The sequence below is a fragment of the Psychrobacter sp. NPDC078929 genome (assembly GCF_050267985.1).
Classification (GTDB): Bacteria; Pseudomonadota; Gammaproteobacteria; order Pseudomonadales; family Moraxellaceae; genus Psychrobacter.
The window spans coordinates 1-15,303 of the sequence record NZ_JBNNFX010000023.1 but is presented as its reverse complement, the minus strand read 5'-3'; the positions used below and the strand labels follow the sequence as shown (position 1 = coordinate 15,303).

At 40.8% G+C, this 15,303-nt stretch carries 16 protein-coding genes; 9 read left to right on the top strand and 7 right to left on the bottom strand.

Annotated elements, in window-relative coordinates; all coding sequences use genetic code 11:
• Window positions 1–57: 57 nt before the first annotated feature.
• Window positions 58–822: an ABC transporter ATP-binding protein gene (locus ACQKCG_RS11840; RefSeq protein ID WP_101205244.1), complete on the bottom strand. Its 765-nt coding sequence runs from the start codon at window positions 820–822 to the stop codon at window positions 58–60.
• Window positions 823–1,015: 193 nt separating this feature from the next.
• Here ACQKCG_RS11840 and ACQKCG_RS11835 point away from each other — a divergent pair, with 193 nt between their 5' ends.
• A complete protein-coding gene (locus ACQKCG_RS11835) occupies window positions 1,016–2,359 on the top strand; it encodes an SIP domain-containing protein (RefSeq protein ID WP_424505609.1) in 1,344 nt (447 codons plus the stop codon).
• A gap of 262 nt (window positions 2,360–2,621) precedes the next feature.
• The gene (locus tag ACQKCG_RS11830; RefSeq protein WP_427585414.1) at window positions 2,622–3,539 is read left to right on the top strand and encodes a haloalkane dehalogenase; all 918 of its coding nucleotides are present in this window, start codon (window positions 2,622–2,624) and stop codon (window positions 3,537–3,539) included.
• A gap of 126 nt (window positions 3,540–3,665) precedes the next feature.
• On the opposite strand, the gene ACQKCG_RS11825 is transcribed toward ACQKCG_RS11830, so the two are convergent.
• The 4 genes from ACQKCG_RS11825 to ACQKCG_RS11810 form a co-directional block, all read right to left on the bottom strand.
• Window positions 3,666–4,250 (bottom strand): TetR/AcrR family transcriptional regulator, encoded by a 585-nt coding sequence (locus ACQKCG_RS11825; protein ID WP_101205246.1) that lies wholly within the window; start codon window positions 4,248–4,250, stop codon window positions 3,666–3,668.
• Window positions 4,251–4,367: 117 nt separating this feature from the next.
• The gene (locus tag ACQKCG_RS11820) at window positions 4,368–4,871 is read right to left on the bottom strand and encodes an RNA-guided endonuclease TnpB family protein (protein ID WP_427585413.1); all 504 of its coding nucleotides are present in this window, start codon (window positions 4,869–4,871) and stop codon (window positions 4,368–4,370) included.
• Complete coding sequence (locus tag ACQKCG_RS11815) at window positions 4,804–5,529, bottom strand: RNA-guided endonuclease TnpB family protein (protein WP_427585412.1); 726 nt, start codon at window positions 5,527–5,529, stop codon at window positions 4,804–4,806. Before ACQKCG_RS11815 ends, ACQKCG_RS11820 begins: the two co-directional genes overlap by 68 nt.
• A gap of 186 nt (window positions 5,530–5,715) precedes the next feature.
• Entirely contained in the window at window positions 5,716–6,396 is a 681-nt protein-coding gene (locus ACQKCG_RS11810; RefSeq protein ID WP_427585411.1) for a glutathione S-transferase family protein, read from the bottom strand.
• A gap of 605 nt (window positions 6,397–7,001) precedes the next feature.
• On the opposite strand from ACQKCG_RS11810, the gene ACQKCG_RS11805 reads away from it, so the two are divergent.
• The 5 genes from ACQKCG_RS11805 to ACQKCG_RS11785 all read left to right on the top strand — a co-directional run bounded on the left by ACQKCG_RS11805 (window position 7,002) and on the right by ACQKCG_RS11785 (window position 11,508).
• The gene (locus tag ACQKCG_RS11805; RefSeq protein ID WP_427585410.1) at window positions 7,002–7,556 is read left to right on the top strand and encodes a carboxymuconolactone decarboxylase family protein; all 555 of its coding nucleotides are present in this window, start codon (window positions 7,002–7,004) and stop codon (window positions 7,554–7,556) included.
• A 110-nt stretch (window positions 7,557–7,666) separates the two neighbouring features.
• Window positions 7,667–8,320 carry a DsbA family oxidoreductase gene (locus ACQKCG_RS11800; protein WP_427585409.1) on the top strand — a complete coding sequence of 218 codons (654 nt, stop codon included), beginning with the start codon at window positions 7,667–7,669 and terminating at the stop codon, window positions 8,318–8,320.
• A gap of 70 nt (window positions 8,321–8,390) precedes the next feature.
• Window positions 8,391–9,278, top strand: coding sequence for a glutathione-dependent disulfide-bond oxidoreductase (gene yghU, locus ACQKCG_RS11795; protein ID WP_427585408.1), 888 nt, complete (start codon window positions 8,391–8,393; stop codon window positions 9,276–9,278).
• Window positions 9,279–9,465: 187 nt separating this feature from the next.
• Window positions 9,466–10,008 (top strand): peroxiredoxin-like family protein, encoded by a 543-nt coding sequence (locus ACQKCG_RS11790; RefSeq protein ID WP_101205252.1) that lies wholly within the window; start codon window positions 9,466–9,468, stop codon window positions 10,006–10,008.
• A 531-nt stretch (window positions 10,009–10,539) separates the two neighbouring features.
• Window positions 10,540–11,508 (top strand): acyltransferase, encoded by a 969-nt coding sequence (locus ACQKCG_RS11785; RefSeq protein WP_201548651.1) that lies wholly within the window; start codon window positions 10,540–10,542, stop codon window positions 11,506–11,508.
• A 155-nt stretch (window positions 11,509–11,663) separates the two neighbouring features.
• Here ACQKCG_RS11785 and ACQKCG_RS11780 read toward each other — a convergent pair whose 3' ends face one another.
• Window positions 11,664–12,347, bottom strand: coding sequence for a cupin domain-containing protein (locus ACQKCG_RS11780; protein ID WP_427585407.1), 684 nt, complete (start codon window positions 12,345–12,347; stop codon window positions 11,664–11,666).
• A gap of 92 nt (window positions 12,348–12,439) precedes the next feature.
• A complete protein-coding gene (locus ACQKCG_RS11775; RefSeq protein ID WP_427585406.1) occupies window positions 12,440–13,303 on the bottom strand; it encodes a universal stress protein in 864 nt (287 codons plus the stop codon).
• A gap of 405 nt (window positions 13,304–13,708) precedes the next feature.
• Between ACQKCG_RS11775 and ACQKCG_RS11770 the strand changes: the two genes are divergently transcribed.
• Together ACQKCG_RS11770 and ACQKCG_RS11765 are read left to right on the top strand one after the other, a co-directional pair.
• Complete coding sequence (locus ACQKCG_RS11770; RefSeq protein WP_102078489.1) at window positions 13,709–14,242, top strand: DUF2058 domain-containing protein; 534 nt, start codon at window positions 13,709–13,711, stop codon at window positions 14,240–14,242.
• Between the two features lie 455 nt (window positions 14,243–14,697).
• Window positions 14,698–15,102 (top strand): hypothetical protein, encoded by a 405-nt coding sequence (locus tag ACQKCG_RS11765; RefSeq protein WP_414559391.1) that lies wholly within the window; start codon window positions 14,698–14,700, stop codon window positions 15,100–15,102.
• Window positions 15,103–15,303: the final 201 nt, after the last annotated feature.

Sequence of the window (15,303 nt, the reverse complement as noted above, 5' to 3'; positions counted from 1 at the left end):
GGAGGCATAGAAGCGTATCTTTGTAGGCGAATTAAAAAGAAGGAGCAAAACCAGATGTTAAGCAACTGCGACAGGCTGTCCAGTAATAGGATGACTAAGTAGCTGCATATCGACATTAAAGATATCGTGTAGCACGGTAGGTTGCATGGTACTGGCGATATCGCCGTTGTGACATATTTGGCCATTTTTCAGCGCGATGACTCGATCGGCATATTGCGCGGCCAGATTAATATCATGGATAATAATCACTACGCTTAATCCTTGCTCATCCACCAAACGACGGATGAGCTGAATGACCTCGATTTGATAATGCATATCAAGCGCAGCAAGTGGCTCATCGAGCAATAAGTAACGGGTATCCTGTGCCAGACACATCGCAAGCCACGCACGAGCGCGCTCACCACCAGATAGCGTGGCAGTAATTCGATCAGCAAACGCTTCGGTTTGAGTCACTTTTAGTGCTTGCGCGACTTTGTCTTTATCTATTTGAGTTGGCTTTTGCAGCCATTTTTGATGGGGATAGCGCCCTAGCATGACTAGCTCACGCACCGTGAATCCAGCAGCTTCTGGCAATTGCTGCGGCAAATATGCCATTTGCCGCGCTAACTCCTTACTGCCGTAGTCATTGATACTGTGCTCATCTAAAGTGACATTGCCGCTACTACTTGCCATCTCACCCGCTAGCGCTTTGATCAAGGTCGACTTGCCAGACCCATTATGCCCAACCAAAGCCACCAGTTGATTGGTATCAATCTCACAAGTCACATTGTCTAATAGAGTATTTCCTTGACGGCTGATAGTCAGCTGGTTTGCACGTAGCATATAAGCACTCATTGTTGATAAAAATAATATGTCATAAAAATTAGGGTTTATCGGCTATCGGTTGTAGACCAATTTTTGACGATCAAACCACAATAAAAATTGATTTTACTCGTAAATGATAACAAAAACAATTATCATTAACTATAAACTCATTCACTTTAATTTCAACGCTCTGTTGATTGCGAGTATTTATATGACTAATCTTCTTTTAGCTTCTACAGAAAACATCGATAACCAAAACAATCAACACACTCCCCTAAACGACCCTGAAATAGCAGGTGTGGTCGCTCATATTAATGAAGAGCACCTCGACGAACTGCTTGGATTCTTAAGTGTGTTTACTTCATTATCTACCGCTGAATTGGATCTGGTCGATGCGCAGATAACTGATATTTATGCTGAAGGTATTGCTATACAGACTTGTCCAAAAGGCTCAGAGAATCAACTGGTTGGCGTTCAAAATAGCTCGCTCTATGACCAGACTTTCTTTATCGCTTTTGCCGCCCCCATCTCCCAGCTTGATGACTTGCAAGCCCAATATATCTTGCTAAAACAGAGAGCAGATAAAAAGCTAGGCAAAAAAACCATCAAACTGACCAAGCAAGTATTTGATGTGCAAAGTAGTTATAGAGTCAGCAAAAATATGCTGCGCCTTGAATTGAGCATGCCGTCATTAAATAGTGATACGCCATTAATTAATACCGCTCAGTTAAGTAATGCTAAGGGCGCAACAAGCTCGATGTCAGTACCTACCAACGAAGCGGGTTACGCGTACTTGTTTGATTTAGAACACAATGCAATGACCGATGCATTGATGACTGACAGCACTGATGGCAATAAAGCTAGTGACTATAAAACTAATGATAGCGAAAAGGAAAACGTACGCCCTGCTCGTCCTCACTGCTATTACACTTTGAGAAAAGCATGGCAAGCTGATAATGGAATACGAGCTTGGGTCGATGTTTTTTTGCATGGGAATACACCGGGCGGCAACTGGGCAGCAGCACTACAAGCAGGCGAGACCGTCGTTACAAAACGAGAGTTTCCAGAAAAGGTAGAGCACTTACGAGACGGTCAAGCGGTACTGATTGTCGATGAGACATCAATGCCAACGGCAGCACGACTGCTGGAGCTATGGAACAATCCTACGCCACCATTGGTCATTTGTGTGACGCAAGATGCAGACGATCAAAGCTATTTTGATACGGTAAAAATGCGCAGTGGCATTGATAACATTGGTAATGACAACAGCAATACTGACAGTGACACTAATAATGATTGCGATACTGAAAGCCGCAAGGATGATCATTTTACCGTATTGCCTATAGTGACCAATCAACCAAACTCAGGAGCAGAGTTAGCCACGCTAATTGACAGTAAATTGGGCGATTATTTGACTGACAATCCTCTACAGATTGATAAAGTTTGGGGGGCGCTAGAAGCAAATACTGCCAAAGCATTGCGCCCATTGCTGAAAGACCGACTTGAGCTAAGTCGTACCGATGTCGTGGTAAAGGTTTACTGGCGTCACGATTAGTTTAGCCTTATAAAATGAAACTCAAAACCTATCCTGTATATAGTGGATGCTACTGGCGAATCCACTATTAATGTTTGCAGCAACGAATGTTTGTAAGGTATAGTTTTCATTTTGAATGTTTAATCAATATAGACTATAGTTAGATAGCTTTATCGCTAGGATTACCAGTGATAGTCGAGTAGCATTCAAAGACTCACCCCTAGTAGACTGTCTAACACCTGTGCCAGAATGCACTGTTATTTTTCTAACCCAAGGATGATGTATGAAAAAACTTAGGACGCCTGATTCGTATTTTGCTAACTTGCAAGACTACGATTTTGAACCGAACTATTTGATAGTCGATGATACAGAAGGTGGCGAGCTGCGCGTACACTACCTTGATGAAGGCCCAAGCGATGCCGACCCTATCTTGTTATTACATGGTGAGCCTTCTTGGTCTTATCTGTATCGTAAAGTCATTCCCATACTAACAGCAGCAGGACACCGCGTTATCGCGCCAGACCTTCCTGGTTTTGGACGTTCAGACAAACCTGCATCGCGTACTGATTACACTTATCAGCGCCATGTCGATTGGATGCAATCGGTGCTTGATCAATTGGATTTAAAAAATATCACACTGTTTTGTCAAGATTGGGGCGGTTTAATCGGCCTACGCTTAGTAGCAGCGCATCCTGATAAATTCGATCGCGTCGCAGCAGGCAACACGATGCTACCGACTGGAGATCATGATCCTGGCAAAGGGTTTCGCAAGTGGCAGAAGTTCTCTCAGGAGACGCCGCAGTTCAATGTAGCAGGCACCATCAAAAGCGGCACCACAACGACATTGTCTCAAGCCGTACTGGATGCTTACGATGCACCCTTCCCTGATGAGTCCTATAAAGAAGGTGCTAGACAGTTTCCTATCCTAGTGCCCACGACACCAGATGATCCTGCTTCAGAAAACAACCGTGCAGCTTGGGTCGTGCTAAGCAAATGGAGCAAGCCATTTATTACACTGTTTAGTGATTCCGACCCCGTAACTGGTGGCGGCGATCGCATCATGCAAAAGCTGATTCCGGGTACCAAAGGCCAAAATCATACGACTATCACTAACGGTGGTCATTTCCTGCAAGAAGACCAAGGCGAAACATTGGCTGAGCTTCTACTAAAGTTCATCAATGACAATCCAAAAGCACAGTAATAGATAACAAAAACCCTGATTGCTAATGTACTAGCCATCAGGGTTTTTAGTAATACTATGATGATTGGTTAACGACAAAAGGCGCGAGCTGTCATAACTAAAAAATCTGCTTTTTATACAGCCTTGCTATACGATATTTTTAAAAATATCATCGATATACTTCTCTACTGCATCATTGTCATTAGTGACCTGCGCATACGTCCTGAGACCTATAATTTGAATTTGGAAATAACGCGCCAGCTCAACTGGATCTTTTTCTGCGCTAATCTCACCGCTATCAATGGCTTGTCCAAAGAGCACGGCAAACGACGCCTCTATACCTTCCAATATATTCGTTGCATGTGCGAGCAAATCTGGACTATCGTTTTGAGTAAGCTCAGCGACTGTTTTGACGATCATGCACATACCACTAGGCGCAGTGGCGCTATTACAGACAATCACCGTATGGATAAAATGTTTTAAGCCATCCAACACTGTGTCTTTTTGCTCAATACAGTCGGCCAATCTCTTGGCACCATCTGCAGCATAGCGATTCAGTGACTCTGTAAATAGTTTATCTTTACTACCGAAAGCTGCATAAATACTACCTGGATGCATATTCACCACATCTTGCAAATTGCGCATTGATGTCGCGTGATAGCCTTTTTCCCAATAGAGGTTTTTTGCTTTTTCGATCACATCCTCACGATTGAACTTTATCGGAGCACTCATAATTTTCACCTTAATATCTTTGCCATGAACTATCCACTACCTTACTTATAGGTAGAGGTTTCTTAGGTAACGCTCTTACTTAATACACTATTCTGTATCAGCGGTTAAGCGAATTTACTAAGCTAACCCTATCGCACCGACAGTTTTTGATTGTTTAACCAATATCAATCCTTGATTTAAGATATTGATGCTGGCATTGATGTCTCGATCATGGGTCTGCAGACACCTTGGGCAGTCCCATAATCTATCGCTGAGTTTAAGGTCATCTTTGCCAAGGACATAATCACAGCCTGAGCATGTTTTAGATGACAGGTACCATTGGTCTATTCTCACAAGCGCTTTGTCATACCATTCTGCTTTATAAGCAAGCATAATTGTAAAGACTGACCATGAACTATCGTTAATAGCTTTGGCAAGCTTTCTGTTTTTAACCATCCCTTTAATGTTCAAGTCCTCTATAGCAATGACATCGTGGTTTTTGATGATATTGAATGAGAGTTTATGTAGAAAATCAAGACGCTGGTTGGTTATTTTTTCGTAAATCTTCGCGACTTTAGCTTTTTGCTTTTTGCTTTTGATAATTACGACTGTCTGACAGCTTACGCTGCTGAGCTTTAGCAACCTCTCTACGTTTGGCTAAAATCTTTTGCTCACGCGCAAGCTTGTCTTTCAGCTTCGATAGAAACCTAGGATTAGCAACTTTAGTACTGTTTGATAAGACAATAAAGTTGGTCAATCCTAAATCAATGCCTATATTAGAATAAGTCTTTGGTAGCGGCTCCACTACTGTTTCAACCAATAGGCTGACAAAGTACTTACCAGATGGGGTTGCGCTGATAGTGGCACTTTTAATAAGCCCATTAATGCGGCGATGTATTTTTGCTTTGATATGACCAATTTTGGGGAGTTTGACACTGTTATATGTGAGTGCAACCGTCCCTTTTTGGTTATTAGTGGTGTAGCTGTCTTTGATACCTTTTTTCTTGAATTTAGGGAAGCCTGTGCCTTGTTCGAAAAACTTTTTATAGGCGCTGCGAAGGTTCTGTTGCACGTTAGCTAACGCTAAGCTATCTACTTCTTTGAGCCATTCAAACTCTTTTTTATACTGAGCAGGGGTGTTGTTTAGAATCGTTTTATTTGCTTTATAATGATTAACCTTATCAGACAACATCTTATTCCAAATAAAGCGGGTACATCCAAATGATTTAGCAAAGAATACTTGCTGTTCGTCATTTGGATATAATCTCACTTTATAAGCTTTTAAGATTTGTTTGGGCATAAAGTATGATAACATCTTAAGCTATACTAAAAAATAATGATATACTCATCCCTCTACTTTAAAGGTAGAGGAATTCTGCACATAGTCATTAAAATCTATTTTAAGGCAAAGTTTGTAGAATCAACCTTAGTTACTGGTTTTAATCACTTTTTATATTATAAGACTTATTGAGTCTCTTTGCTTCGATTAACTATTTTTATCAAAGTTTTGCGGATAAAGCGCGCGTGCAGCAACGTCATCAAACTCAGTTTTGAAATCAATACCTTTAGGAATGTCACGGGCTTTTTGTACCGCTGGACGAGCATTAATGCTATCAAACCAGCGCTTTAGATTCGGATAATTATCCAAGCCGCCTTCGCCTAGCACAACTGTCGCCTTATCAATCCAGCCCCAAGTAGAAATATCAGCGATTGAGTAGCTATCACCAACCATATATTCACGGCCTTCTAGATGTGTATCTAGCACTTCATAATGACGCTCGGCCTCACGAAGGTAGCGATTAATTGCATATGGGATTCTTTCTGGTGCTTTATGTCTAAAGTGAACAGACTGACCAGAAAAAGGGCCTAGTCCAGATGCTACAAACATTAGCCATGACAGCATCTCGCTACGATCTTCTGGCTGTCCTGCCAGCTTGCCTGTTTTTTCAGAAAGATACATCAAGATTGCCGTAGAATCAAACACGCGTTTACCATCATCTTCTAGAGCAGGTGTTTTGCCGTTTGGGTTGATAGCACGGTACTCAGGTGTATGCTGCTCACCTTTTAGCGTATCTACTGCAACAAGTTCATAAGGCAGCCCAGTTTCTTCAAGAAACAATGCTACTTTCATTGGGTTTGGCGTTTGATGGAAATAAAATTTAAGCATAACTTTATCCTATTATATGAAGACAGTCGTTTGATGACTATCAAATCTAGTGACTATACTAATGACTATAAAAGCTGTAATGAGAGAACAAAAATAGACATCGAAATTTGAAGCACATTTTTATTGTCTGATATACACTATAACCACAAATGAACGGTCGTTCAAGTAATGTTATATATTGATATAATAAGCATCATATCAATACTATTTTCTCTACATGCAATGGATGAAGTCGATCAGCTCCATTTCGATAAGTCTTGTTCGTACTACAGAGCCACTAAAGTTAAAAAATATTTTTATCGTTGTTTTTTCTTACTACTTACACAGTGTTACCTTCTTAAGATATTGATATTAATAGAGTAGTATGAATTAAGCAGAGTAATGTAATTTAGCCATTACAATTTACTTGAACGATTACTCAAATAATTATTGAGCGACTGCTCAATATCATTTATAGTAGTCTCTATTGAATCGCTTACTAAGCAAAATCGTCAATTTCGAGTAACCATTCAAAATAATGATTGATAACAGATCAACGATTACTTTTAGGCTATTTCAAAACCCTAAAACAAGTTAAGTTTAAACCGACTACTAGGAATTATATTATGACCGAATTTACACTACACGATAAAGACAGCGCGCCAGCAGACAGCAAAGCATTGCTTGATACCTCTATCAAGGCTTTTGGTATGGTTCCAAATCTACATGCTGTTATGGCTGAAGCACCAGGATTACTAGAAGGCTACCAACAGCTACATCAACTGTTTTTAGACAGCAGTTTTGATGACGAAGAAACCACCGTTGTATGGCAAACTATCAACGTTGAACATGCTTGTCATTACTGTGTGCCTGCGCATACTGGTATTGCTAAGAGCATGAAAGTAGATGACACTATCACTGATGCATTACGTGATGAAACGCCACTACCAACTGAAAAATTGGAAGCATTGCGTACCTTCACACTATCTGTAGTCCGTAATCGTGGTAACGTTGATGACAGCGCGGTTCAAGCATTTTTAGATGCAGGCTACACTAAGCGTCAGATTCTTGAAGTTATTCTTGGTGCAGCTCAAAAAGTCATGAGCAACTATACGAACCACCTAGCTAACACACCAGTCGACAAACCATTCCAGAAATTTGAATGGCATAAAGCTGACTAATACGTTTTTCAGCTAATGCTGACACAGTCCATTTGATGTTTTCATACTGTTGTTCGAAACATCTTCGGGCAGCAGTTTTTCATTTTAATTCATCGCTAATGAGAGATCCTATGGAACAGGCAAAAAAACCCTTACGAATAGACATCGTGTCAGACGTTGTATGCCCTTGGTGCGCTATCGGCTATAGTCAACTGGCCGAGGCATTAAAACAAACCAACACGCTGCACGAGATTCACTGGCATCCATTTGAGTTAAACCCTAATACGCCGCACGAAGGACGAAACTATCGTGAGCATATTATGGAGAAGTACGGTACGACTGCTGAGGACGTTAAAGAGAGTCGAGCTAGAATGACAGCAGCAGGTGCAGAAGCTGGATTTAATTTTCAGTTTACCGATGATTTTCGTACTTACAATACTTTTAATGCGCATCAGTTACTGCATTGGGCTGATCAGCAAGGACGTATGCACGACCTAAAACAAGCATTGTTCGTTGCGCATTTCGTTGATAATAAAAACGTGGCTGACAGTACCGTACTGGCAGATGTCGCAGCAGATATTGGACTAGATCATAATGAAGCACTCACCGTTATCGCAGATCAACGCTTTGCCAATGTGATACGTGAAGCCGTACAGCATTCAAAGCAGCAAGGTGTTCAAAGCGTACCATCCGTTATCTTTAATGGTCGTCATCTGGTGAGCGGCGCGCAAGGTGTAGACAACTACAAAAACATCTTAAAGCAACTAGCAGACATGCCAGAATAAAAACAATAAACTGGATCTGATTTACCAATTACACCCTACTGAGCACAGTATATAAAAAGGTATCATCATTATGTCAAACTCTAATCATTACGAGCCACCTAGCGTCTGGACATGGGATGCAGAAAGTGGTGGTAAGTGGGCAAGTGTCAACCGCCCTATCGCTGGTCCAACGCATGAAGCAGATTTACCTCGCGGCAAACATCCGTTGCAGATTTACTCAATGGGCACCCCTAACGGTCAAAAAGTCACCATTATGGTCGAAGAATTATTGGCATTAGGTGTGACAGAAGCTGAGTACGACGCGCACCTGATTCAAATTGGTGAAGGCGGACAGTTCTCATCAGGTTTCGTTGAGCTAAATCCAAACTCAAAAATTCCTGTACTTTTTGATACAGAGACTGGTAGTCGTGTGTTTGAGAGTGGCGCTATTTTGTTTTATCTGGCTGAAAAATTCGGAAAATTACTGCCTAAAGATGCAGCAGCACGCACTGAAGTGATGAATTGGCTCTTTTGGTTACAAGGCTCTGCTCCTTACTTGGGTGGCGGTTTTGGACATTTCTACTTTTATGCACCAGAAAAGTTTGAGTACCCTATTAATCGATTCACGATGGAAGTAAAACGCCAGTTAGATGTACTAGAACGTGAGCTTGCAGAAAATCGCTATTTAGGTGGCGATGAGTATACGATTGCAGATATCGCCACTTGGCCTTGGTATGGCAATCTAATACTAGGTGAAGCATACAATGCAGGAGAATTCCTACAAGTTGAGAGCTATCCAAATGTACGCCGCTGGGCAACTGAGATTTTAGAGCGTCCTGCTGTGCAACGTGGTCGAAAGGTAAACCGCACTTGGGGTGAACCTGCTGAGCAATTACACGAACGTCATGACGCCTCAGATTTTGAGCTAAAAACTCAAGATAAATTAGACGCTCAGACAACCGAAGAAGCAAAAAAATAGACGCTTTGTCTATGACTTACTAGCCTACTTAAGTAGTCTTATTGGTCGATTTTAAAGGTAATGTTAATTTTTCCTGTTACTACTTGGGACGACTGTAAACATCCAATACTTTTGCACTTAAGACTGCTACTGTAAGGCTGTTAAATACCAACTAACCACAAAAATACTATCAAAAAGGATAAAAACTATGTCAACAGATTATGCTCAAAAAATTCAGGCCGGTACTACGTTTCCTGAAATGGAAGTACAAGTATTAAATGGTGAAATGACTTCATTAGGCAAACCTGAAAACGGTCATGATTGGAAACTGGTCGTTGTATACCGCGGTAAGCATTGCCCAATTTGCACAAAATATCTAAATACCTTAGAGACAGTAAAACAGTCTTTCTATGACGTTGGTGTCGATATCATCGCAGTATCTGCAGACAGCAAAGAGCAGTTAGAAGGTCATCTAGATCAAATAGATGTTAGCTTCCCTATGGCTTATGGTCTGACTATCGAACAGATGAATACGCTAGGTCTATATATCTCTGACCCACGTTCAGAAAAAGAAACTGATCATCCTTTCGCTGAACCTGCTGTATTCGTTATCAATGCTGAAGGAAAAGTACATATCGTTGATATCTCGAACGCACCGTTCTCTAGACCAGATCTTGAAGCCTTGGCAAATGGTTTGGCTTTTGTTAGAAACCCAGAAAACAACTACCCTATCCGTGGTATGCACGGCTAATTGATATAGTAAATATAGAGTGTTGATTCACTCGATTATTTAGCTGATCGATATCTAACGGGTTAAATTATAGAGGGCGTATCGAGATAATTCTTGATACACCCTTTTTTTGTTTATTGATAACTTAATTGCTATCAAACGCAGCCGCTTCATATCTAAGTTCATTAATACTTGCTCAGTACTAATGTGTGAGTAGCACTGTGAATCTACAAAAAGAGGTTCTAGAAGAAACTCGTAGACTAGCCAGCATATAAGGGCTATATTTGAGCTCGAAATATCATCATAAACATGTTCCCTTTTAAGTAATCTATATTTCCTTTTTTATCGGTTTATTTTTATAAATAAAACAGACTGTGTTTATGGTTTGATTTGCCTCTCGTTTCGGCTAAATCTCAATACGATTGTACATTCTGATTTATCAATGCTGTTTATTATTTGTTGTTAACACTCGTACACTGAGATTGATTTCTGCTAAAATCATGCAGCAACATTATCAATATCTCATCATAGGCATGAGTAAAAGGATTCGATATGCGATTGAAATCAATCGTTCAAAAACTACATGAACGCGCTCCAAAACTGGGCAAAGCTGCCTCACTGACGACGGCAACCAGCGTTATTACTTTTAATAGTATGTTAGCTGGGCTACCTGTATGGGTAATGGGTGCTACCAAGGCTATCACCGGTGCTGCCATCGCTGACAAAGCCGTTATCGATGTGACGAACTATTGGATCAATAGTAACAATGCATTGATCGATAACGTATTACCGCGCAAAGACTGGCGCATTAACTTACCTGATGATGTGCATACCAACGGTAAGTATCTACTGGTGAGCAATCATCAGTCATGGGTTGATACCAGTATCGTGCAATATATCAGCGAAAAACGTTTGCCATTAACGCGTTTTTTTACCAAGTTTGAGCTCATATACATCCCCGTCATTGGTCAAGCTTTCTATTTTCTCGACTTTCCTATGATGCGTCGACATTCTAAAGAAGCCATCGCTAAAAACCCTGCTCTAAAGGGTAAGGATATCGAAGAAGCGAAACGAGCATGTGCATTGCTCAAGGACAAGCCTTTTACGCTATTGAACTATCTAGAAGGGACTCGCTTTACCCCTAGCAAACATGATAAACAAGAATCCCCGTATACGCATTTACTTAAGCCACGTGCTGGCGGGTTATCACTGGCTATGAGTGCATTAGGGGAAGAGATTGATGGAATTTTGGACATGACGATTGTCTACCCTGACGGTGTGCCAGCTTATAGTGATCTATGGAAAGGTAACATCAAACGTCTAGGCGTCGATGTGCGACATATTGAGATACCCAAAGACCTGTTTACGGCGATCAAAAACGGTGGCTATGAAACAGATGAAGCGATAAAAGCACAGATGTTTGATTGGGTAGAACAGATATGGCATCAAAAAGATCAACTAATCACAGAAATGTTGGCTGACTTTGAGAACAAAGATGCTATCAAAACAAGTGATCTTTGATACTTTTACCTAAAGATACTCATATATAGATAAGAGTTTCTCATAGTGTAGTAAGTTCTAATACAGATAATTTGGCACCTCATGACTGAAAAGTTGACGTGCCAAAGTTTTTGATGATGTATGTTTTAATAACTAGCTATTAATAACGAAGTCATTCAAGCCTCTTCAATGTCTAAACCGATGACATGGTTAAGATGGCCAGTTTTTAGATATATTGTTGCGCCCTCTGCTCCTGCCTTTATTTGTACATTTGCATCTATCGGTAGGCGTATCCAACTATCCTGTTGATATACCTGCTCACCTTCTATTAGCTTGCCTGCTACAACTAATATTTCTGCACCGCCATGAACTGTCTCAGTGAATAATAACTCGCCTGCATCGATACGCTGTAGACTAACGTGCTCTACCCCATCGGAAAAAAGCGGGCAGATAGTACGATTACCTTGTTGTTGCCAATTAGCATCGTCATAAGTGTTGATAGCCACGTGCTGCGTTTCGTCAGACGACATTTGCCGCAACTTGACGAAAATAACAGCACCTTCGTCACTATAAGGCTTATGGCCTGAAGTCGGCGGATTACGTAGATACCAACCTGCTGGATAATGAGTGTCATCTGCAGAAAAAGTGCCTGATAATACTAAAATCTCTTCGCCGCCTGGATGTAGATGATGCGGAAAGTAAGAGTTTGGCGCGTAACGCACAAGACTGGTAGCGCGAGCCTTCTCCGCGCCCACACGATCAAGCATGACACGCTCCACACCATTTTGTGGTGACTTAATCCATTGATGTGCTTCAGGAGTCAGTGAAGCACGTTGTGAAAAATCTGCATTAATTAGCATAAAGTAGTCCAAACATATCAAACGATTAGGGCGTACCCACAATATAAAACTGAGGATACGCCCTAGACGATAAACATAAATATATGACGTTATTACCGTACTAGAATGACCGGCGATAACGTGCTAGCGATAATTTCTGTCGTTGTACTACCGAGAAACAATTGCTGCCATTTCGAATGTCCGTACGCACCTACGACCATAATGTCGACATTGTTCTCTACCTGAAACTTTAACAATCCGTCCACCGCATCAGAAGCAGATAAATGATGTGCTTCAACAACAAACCCAGCATCTTCTAACTGTGCGGCGGCGGCGCTCATACTTTGCTTAGCAGCGTCGTTATGATTGCCTACCATCACGATATGACCTTTCATACCTTTTAATAACGGACTTTTTGAGACCATTCGTGCCGCTTTAATAGAGGTTTTGCTACTATCAAAGGCAATCATATAAGAGCTTGGCTCTTCAAATTTCTCTGAGCAAATCAATATAGGAATATCTGACCCACGAGCGACCGTCTCGATCTGACTACCAATATTGATCCGACTGTTCTTATGATCCTCTCCGCGGCGTCCCATCACAATCGCACGATTTTCTTCTTTAAAATGCTCAATACTAGGAAGCAACTTGCCGTGGCGTTGATAAACGCGAACATTGACATCAGCGAAACTGCTTTGAATATGGCTTTTTGCATCTTGTACCAACGCATTGCTATAGCTGTTGACGACTTTCGCTCTTTGCTCATCCAACTGGGACAACTCTTCTAATAAAAACTGACGGCTATTTATGCCTATAGCACCTGACAAGTCACGCCTAACTGAAGCAGGCACGTCACTGACATGTAATAACCCAACAGGTACGTTTAATTTACTGGCATACCATGCTGCATAGTCACAAACCGATTCAGTCACTGCCGAGCCGTCAATACAGGCCAAAATGTGCTGTGATGTTGTCATAATCTGTCCTTAAATTTAATTATTTAATCCTATACAGCTTGTTAGTCCTGACCAAGCCATGCTCTTTGGCTTATGTTCTCTGCTTTATACTCTTTAGCTTATGCTCTTTGATTAGGGGATGTTTCATTTACTTCATAATAGTTATCTTTCAAAAATTATCTTATCAAGTAAATTTACCTCTTCATTTGATAATAACCAATTTACACGGCTTCATCCAGCGATGTGTGCGACCCTTTTGCAATAGTTGCAATTTGTTACCGTCAGCATTGTATATGGCTCACCGCAGACTGAAATTCAGCTATATATAAAGTCTTATCATCGTCTGACCACATGCGCTAACAAAGTTTGCTACAATGTATTTTTTAGCATTTATGATTTCGGTATCGTTATTTAGGTGATTGGATTATGGCAAAAAATGCCCTACAGGCTCAATTATTAAAGGCTGGCTTGGTTGATAGCAAAAAGGCCAAAAAAATCAGCAAGCAAACGCAACATGCCAAGCGTACTGGTGACTCAGAAAGCGTCGAAGCAAAAAAAGCGTTGGCAGAGGCTCAAGCTCAAAAGCTAGAAAAGGATCAAAAGCTTAATCAAGAGAAACAGCGCGTATTGGAAGAGAAAGCATTAAAGGCCAATATCGTGCAAATGATTAAGCAGCATCAAATTACTGAGACAGAAGGTGAGGTCAGCTATCAGTTTGTCGATGAGTCCAAAGTAAAGAAAATCGCTATCACTCAGAAACTGTACGATCAAATCGTAGCCGGTCACGTGGTCATCGCACGCTTGGAAGAAAGCTACGCGCTATTACCTCGTCCATTGGCTGATCGTATTGATTCAAAAATGGAAGGCTTTATGGTTGTGTCCAACGACACTGCCGAAGAAGCATTGGCAGAAGACGATCCGTATGCTGCTTATGTAATTCCAGATGACTTGATGTGGTAAGGCATTATTCTACTGCTGCTGGCTTTACTATAGTGTTCTAAGCATCCCCTCAAAAGCCCTTTATAGAATTTATGTTCTATAAAGGGCTTTTTGCGTTTATACAGGTTAGGCAAATCTTTATAGCGCAAAATAAACGTCAAATGTGTCGATAGGCTCAATCAAACGTACATAAATCAGGCTTCTTTAACCTAACATTGCTGGTTTAGTTAAAGAAAGTAACCCAGCTACATAATTGCCAGAACATAGATACAATCAACTTGAACAGTTATTCAATAACTACTACAATGCATTTTCAGCACATATGGTGGTAATACTTTGTTTATTTTTGAGTAATCACTCAATATTATTCATACTTTACCTGTGTTTATTACCTGATAGTTCGGTGCCATCGTGCCCATTTTATTTGCTTAATTTGTTCCAATTCACTTTTGCTTTTTCTCAAAAAGAGATAATTCATGCCAAAACACTTGCCACTCTCACTATTATTTCTTCGCCTTGGTGTTTTCATCGTATTTTTCTTTTGGACAGTCGACAAATTTGTAAATCCTGAGCATGCCGCCAATGTGTTTGCTAAATTCTATGCATTGGAAAACTTGGGCATTACTATTGTTTACGTTATTGGTAGCTTACAAATAATTCTTATCTTCTCGTTTGTCATGGGTTTATTCAAAAAATGGACCTACGGCATCATTTTATTACTACACGCCGCCTCTACGTTTGCATCCTTTGGTCTTTATTTAACGCCTTTTGATAACTTGTTATTTTTTGCCGCATGGCCGATGTTGGCAGCCTGTTTGGCGCTATACCTAATGAGAGACTATGACGCCCTAACATTGGGTAAAAATACGTCTCCAGTATAACTGTTGGCAGCAGTGCTTATTGCTTCAGTCGTATAAATGTCAGCCAATAAGACATAATATATATACTATCAAGACTGCCGACTTCATTTTTTTATCGTAGTTAGGCGGTAACCCTCCCAAACTTAAGACACCTAATAAATAGAATTAAGCTGCCTGATTGAGTTTCTGTATCGGTGTAAAACCGCCATTGCCCATGTTTGG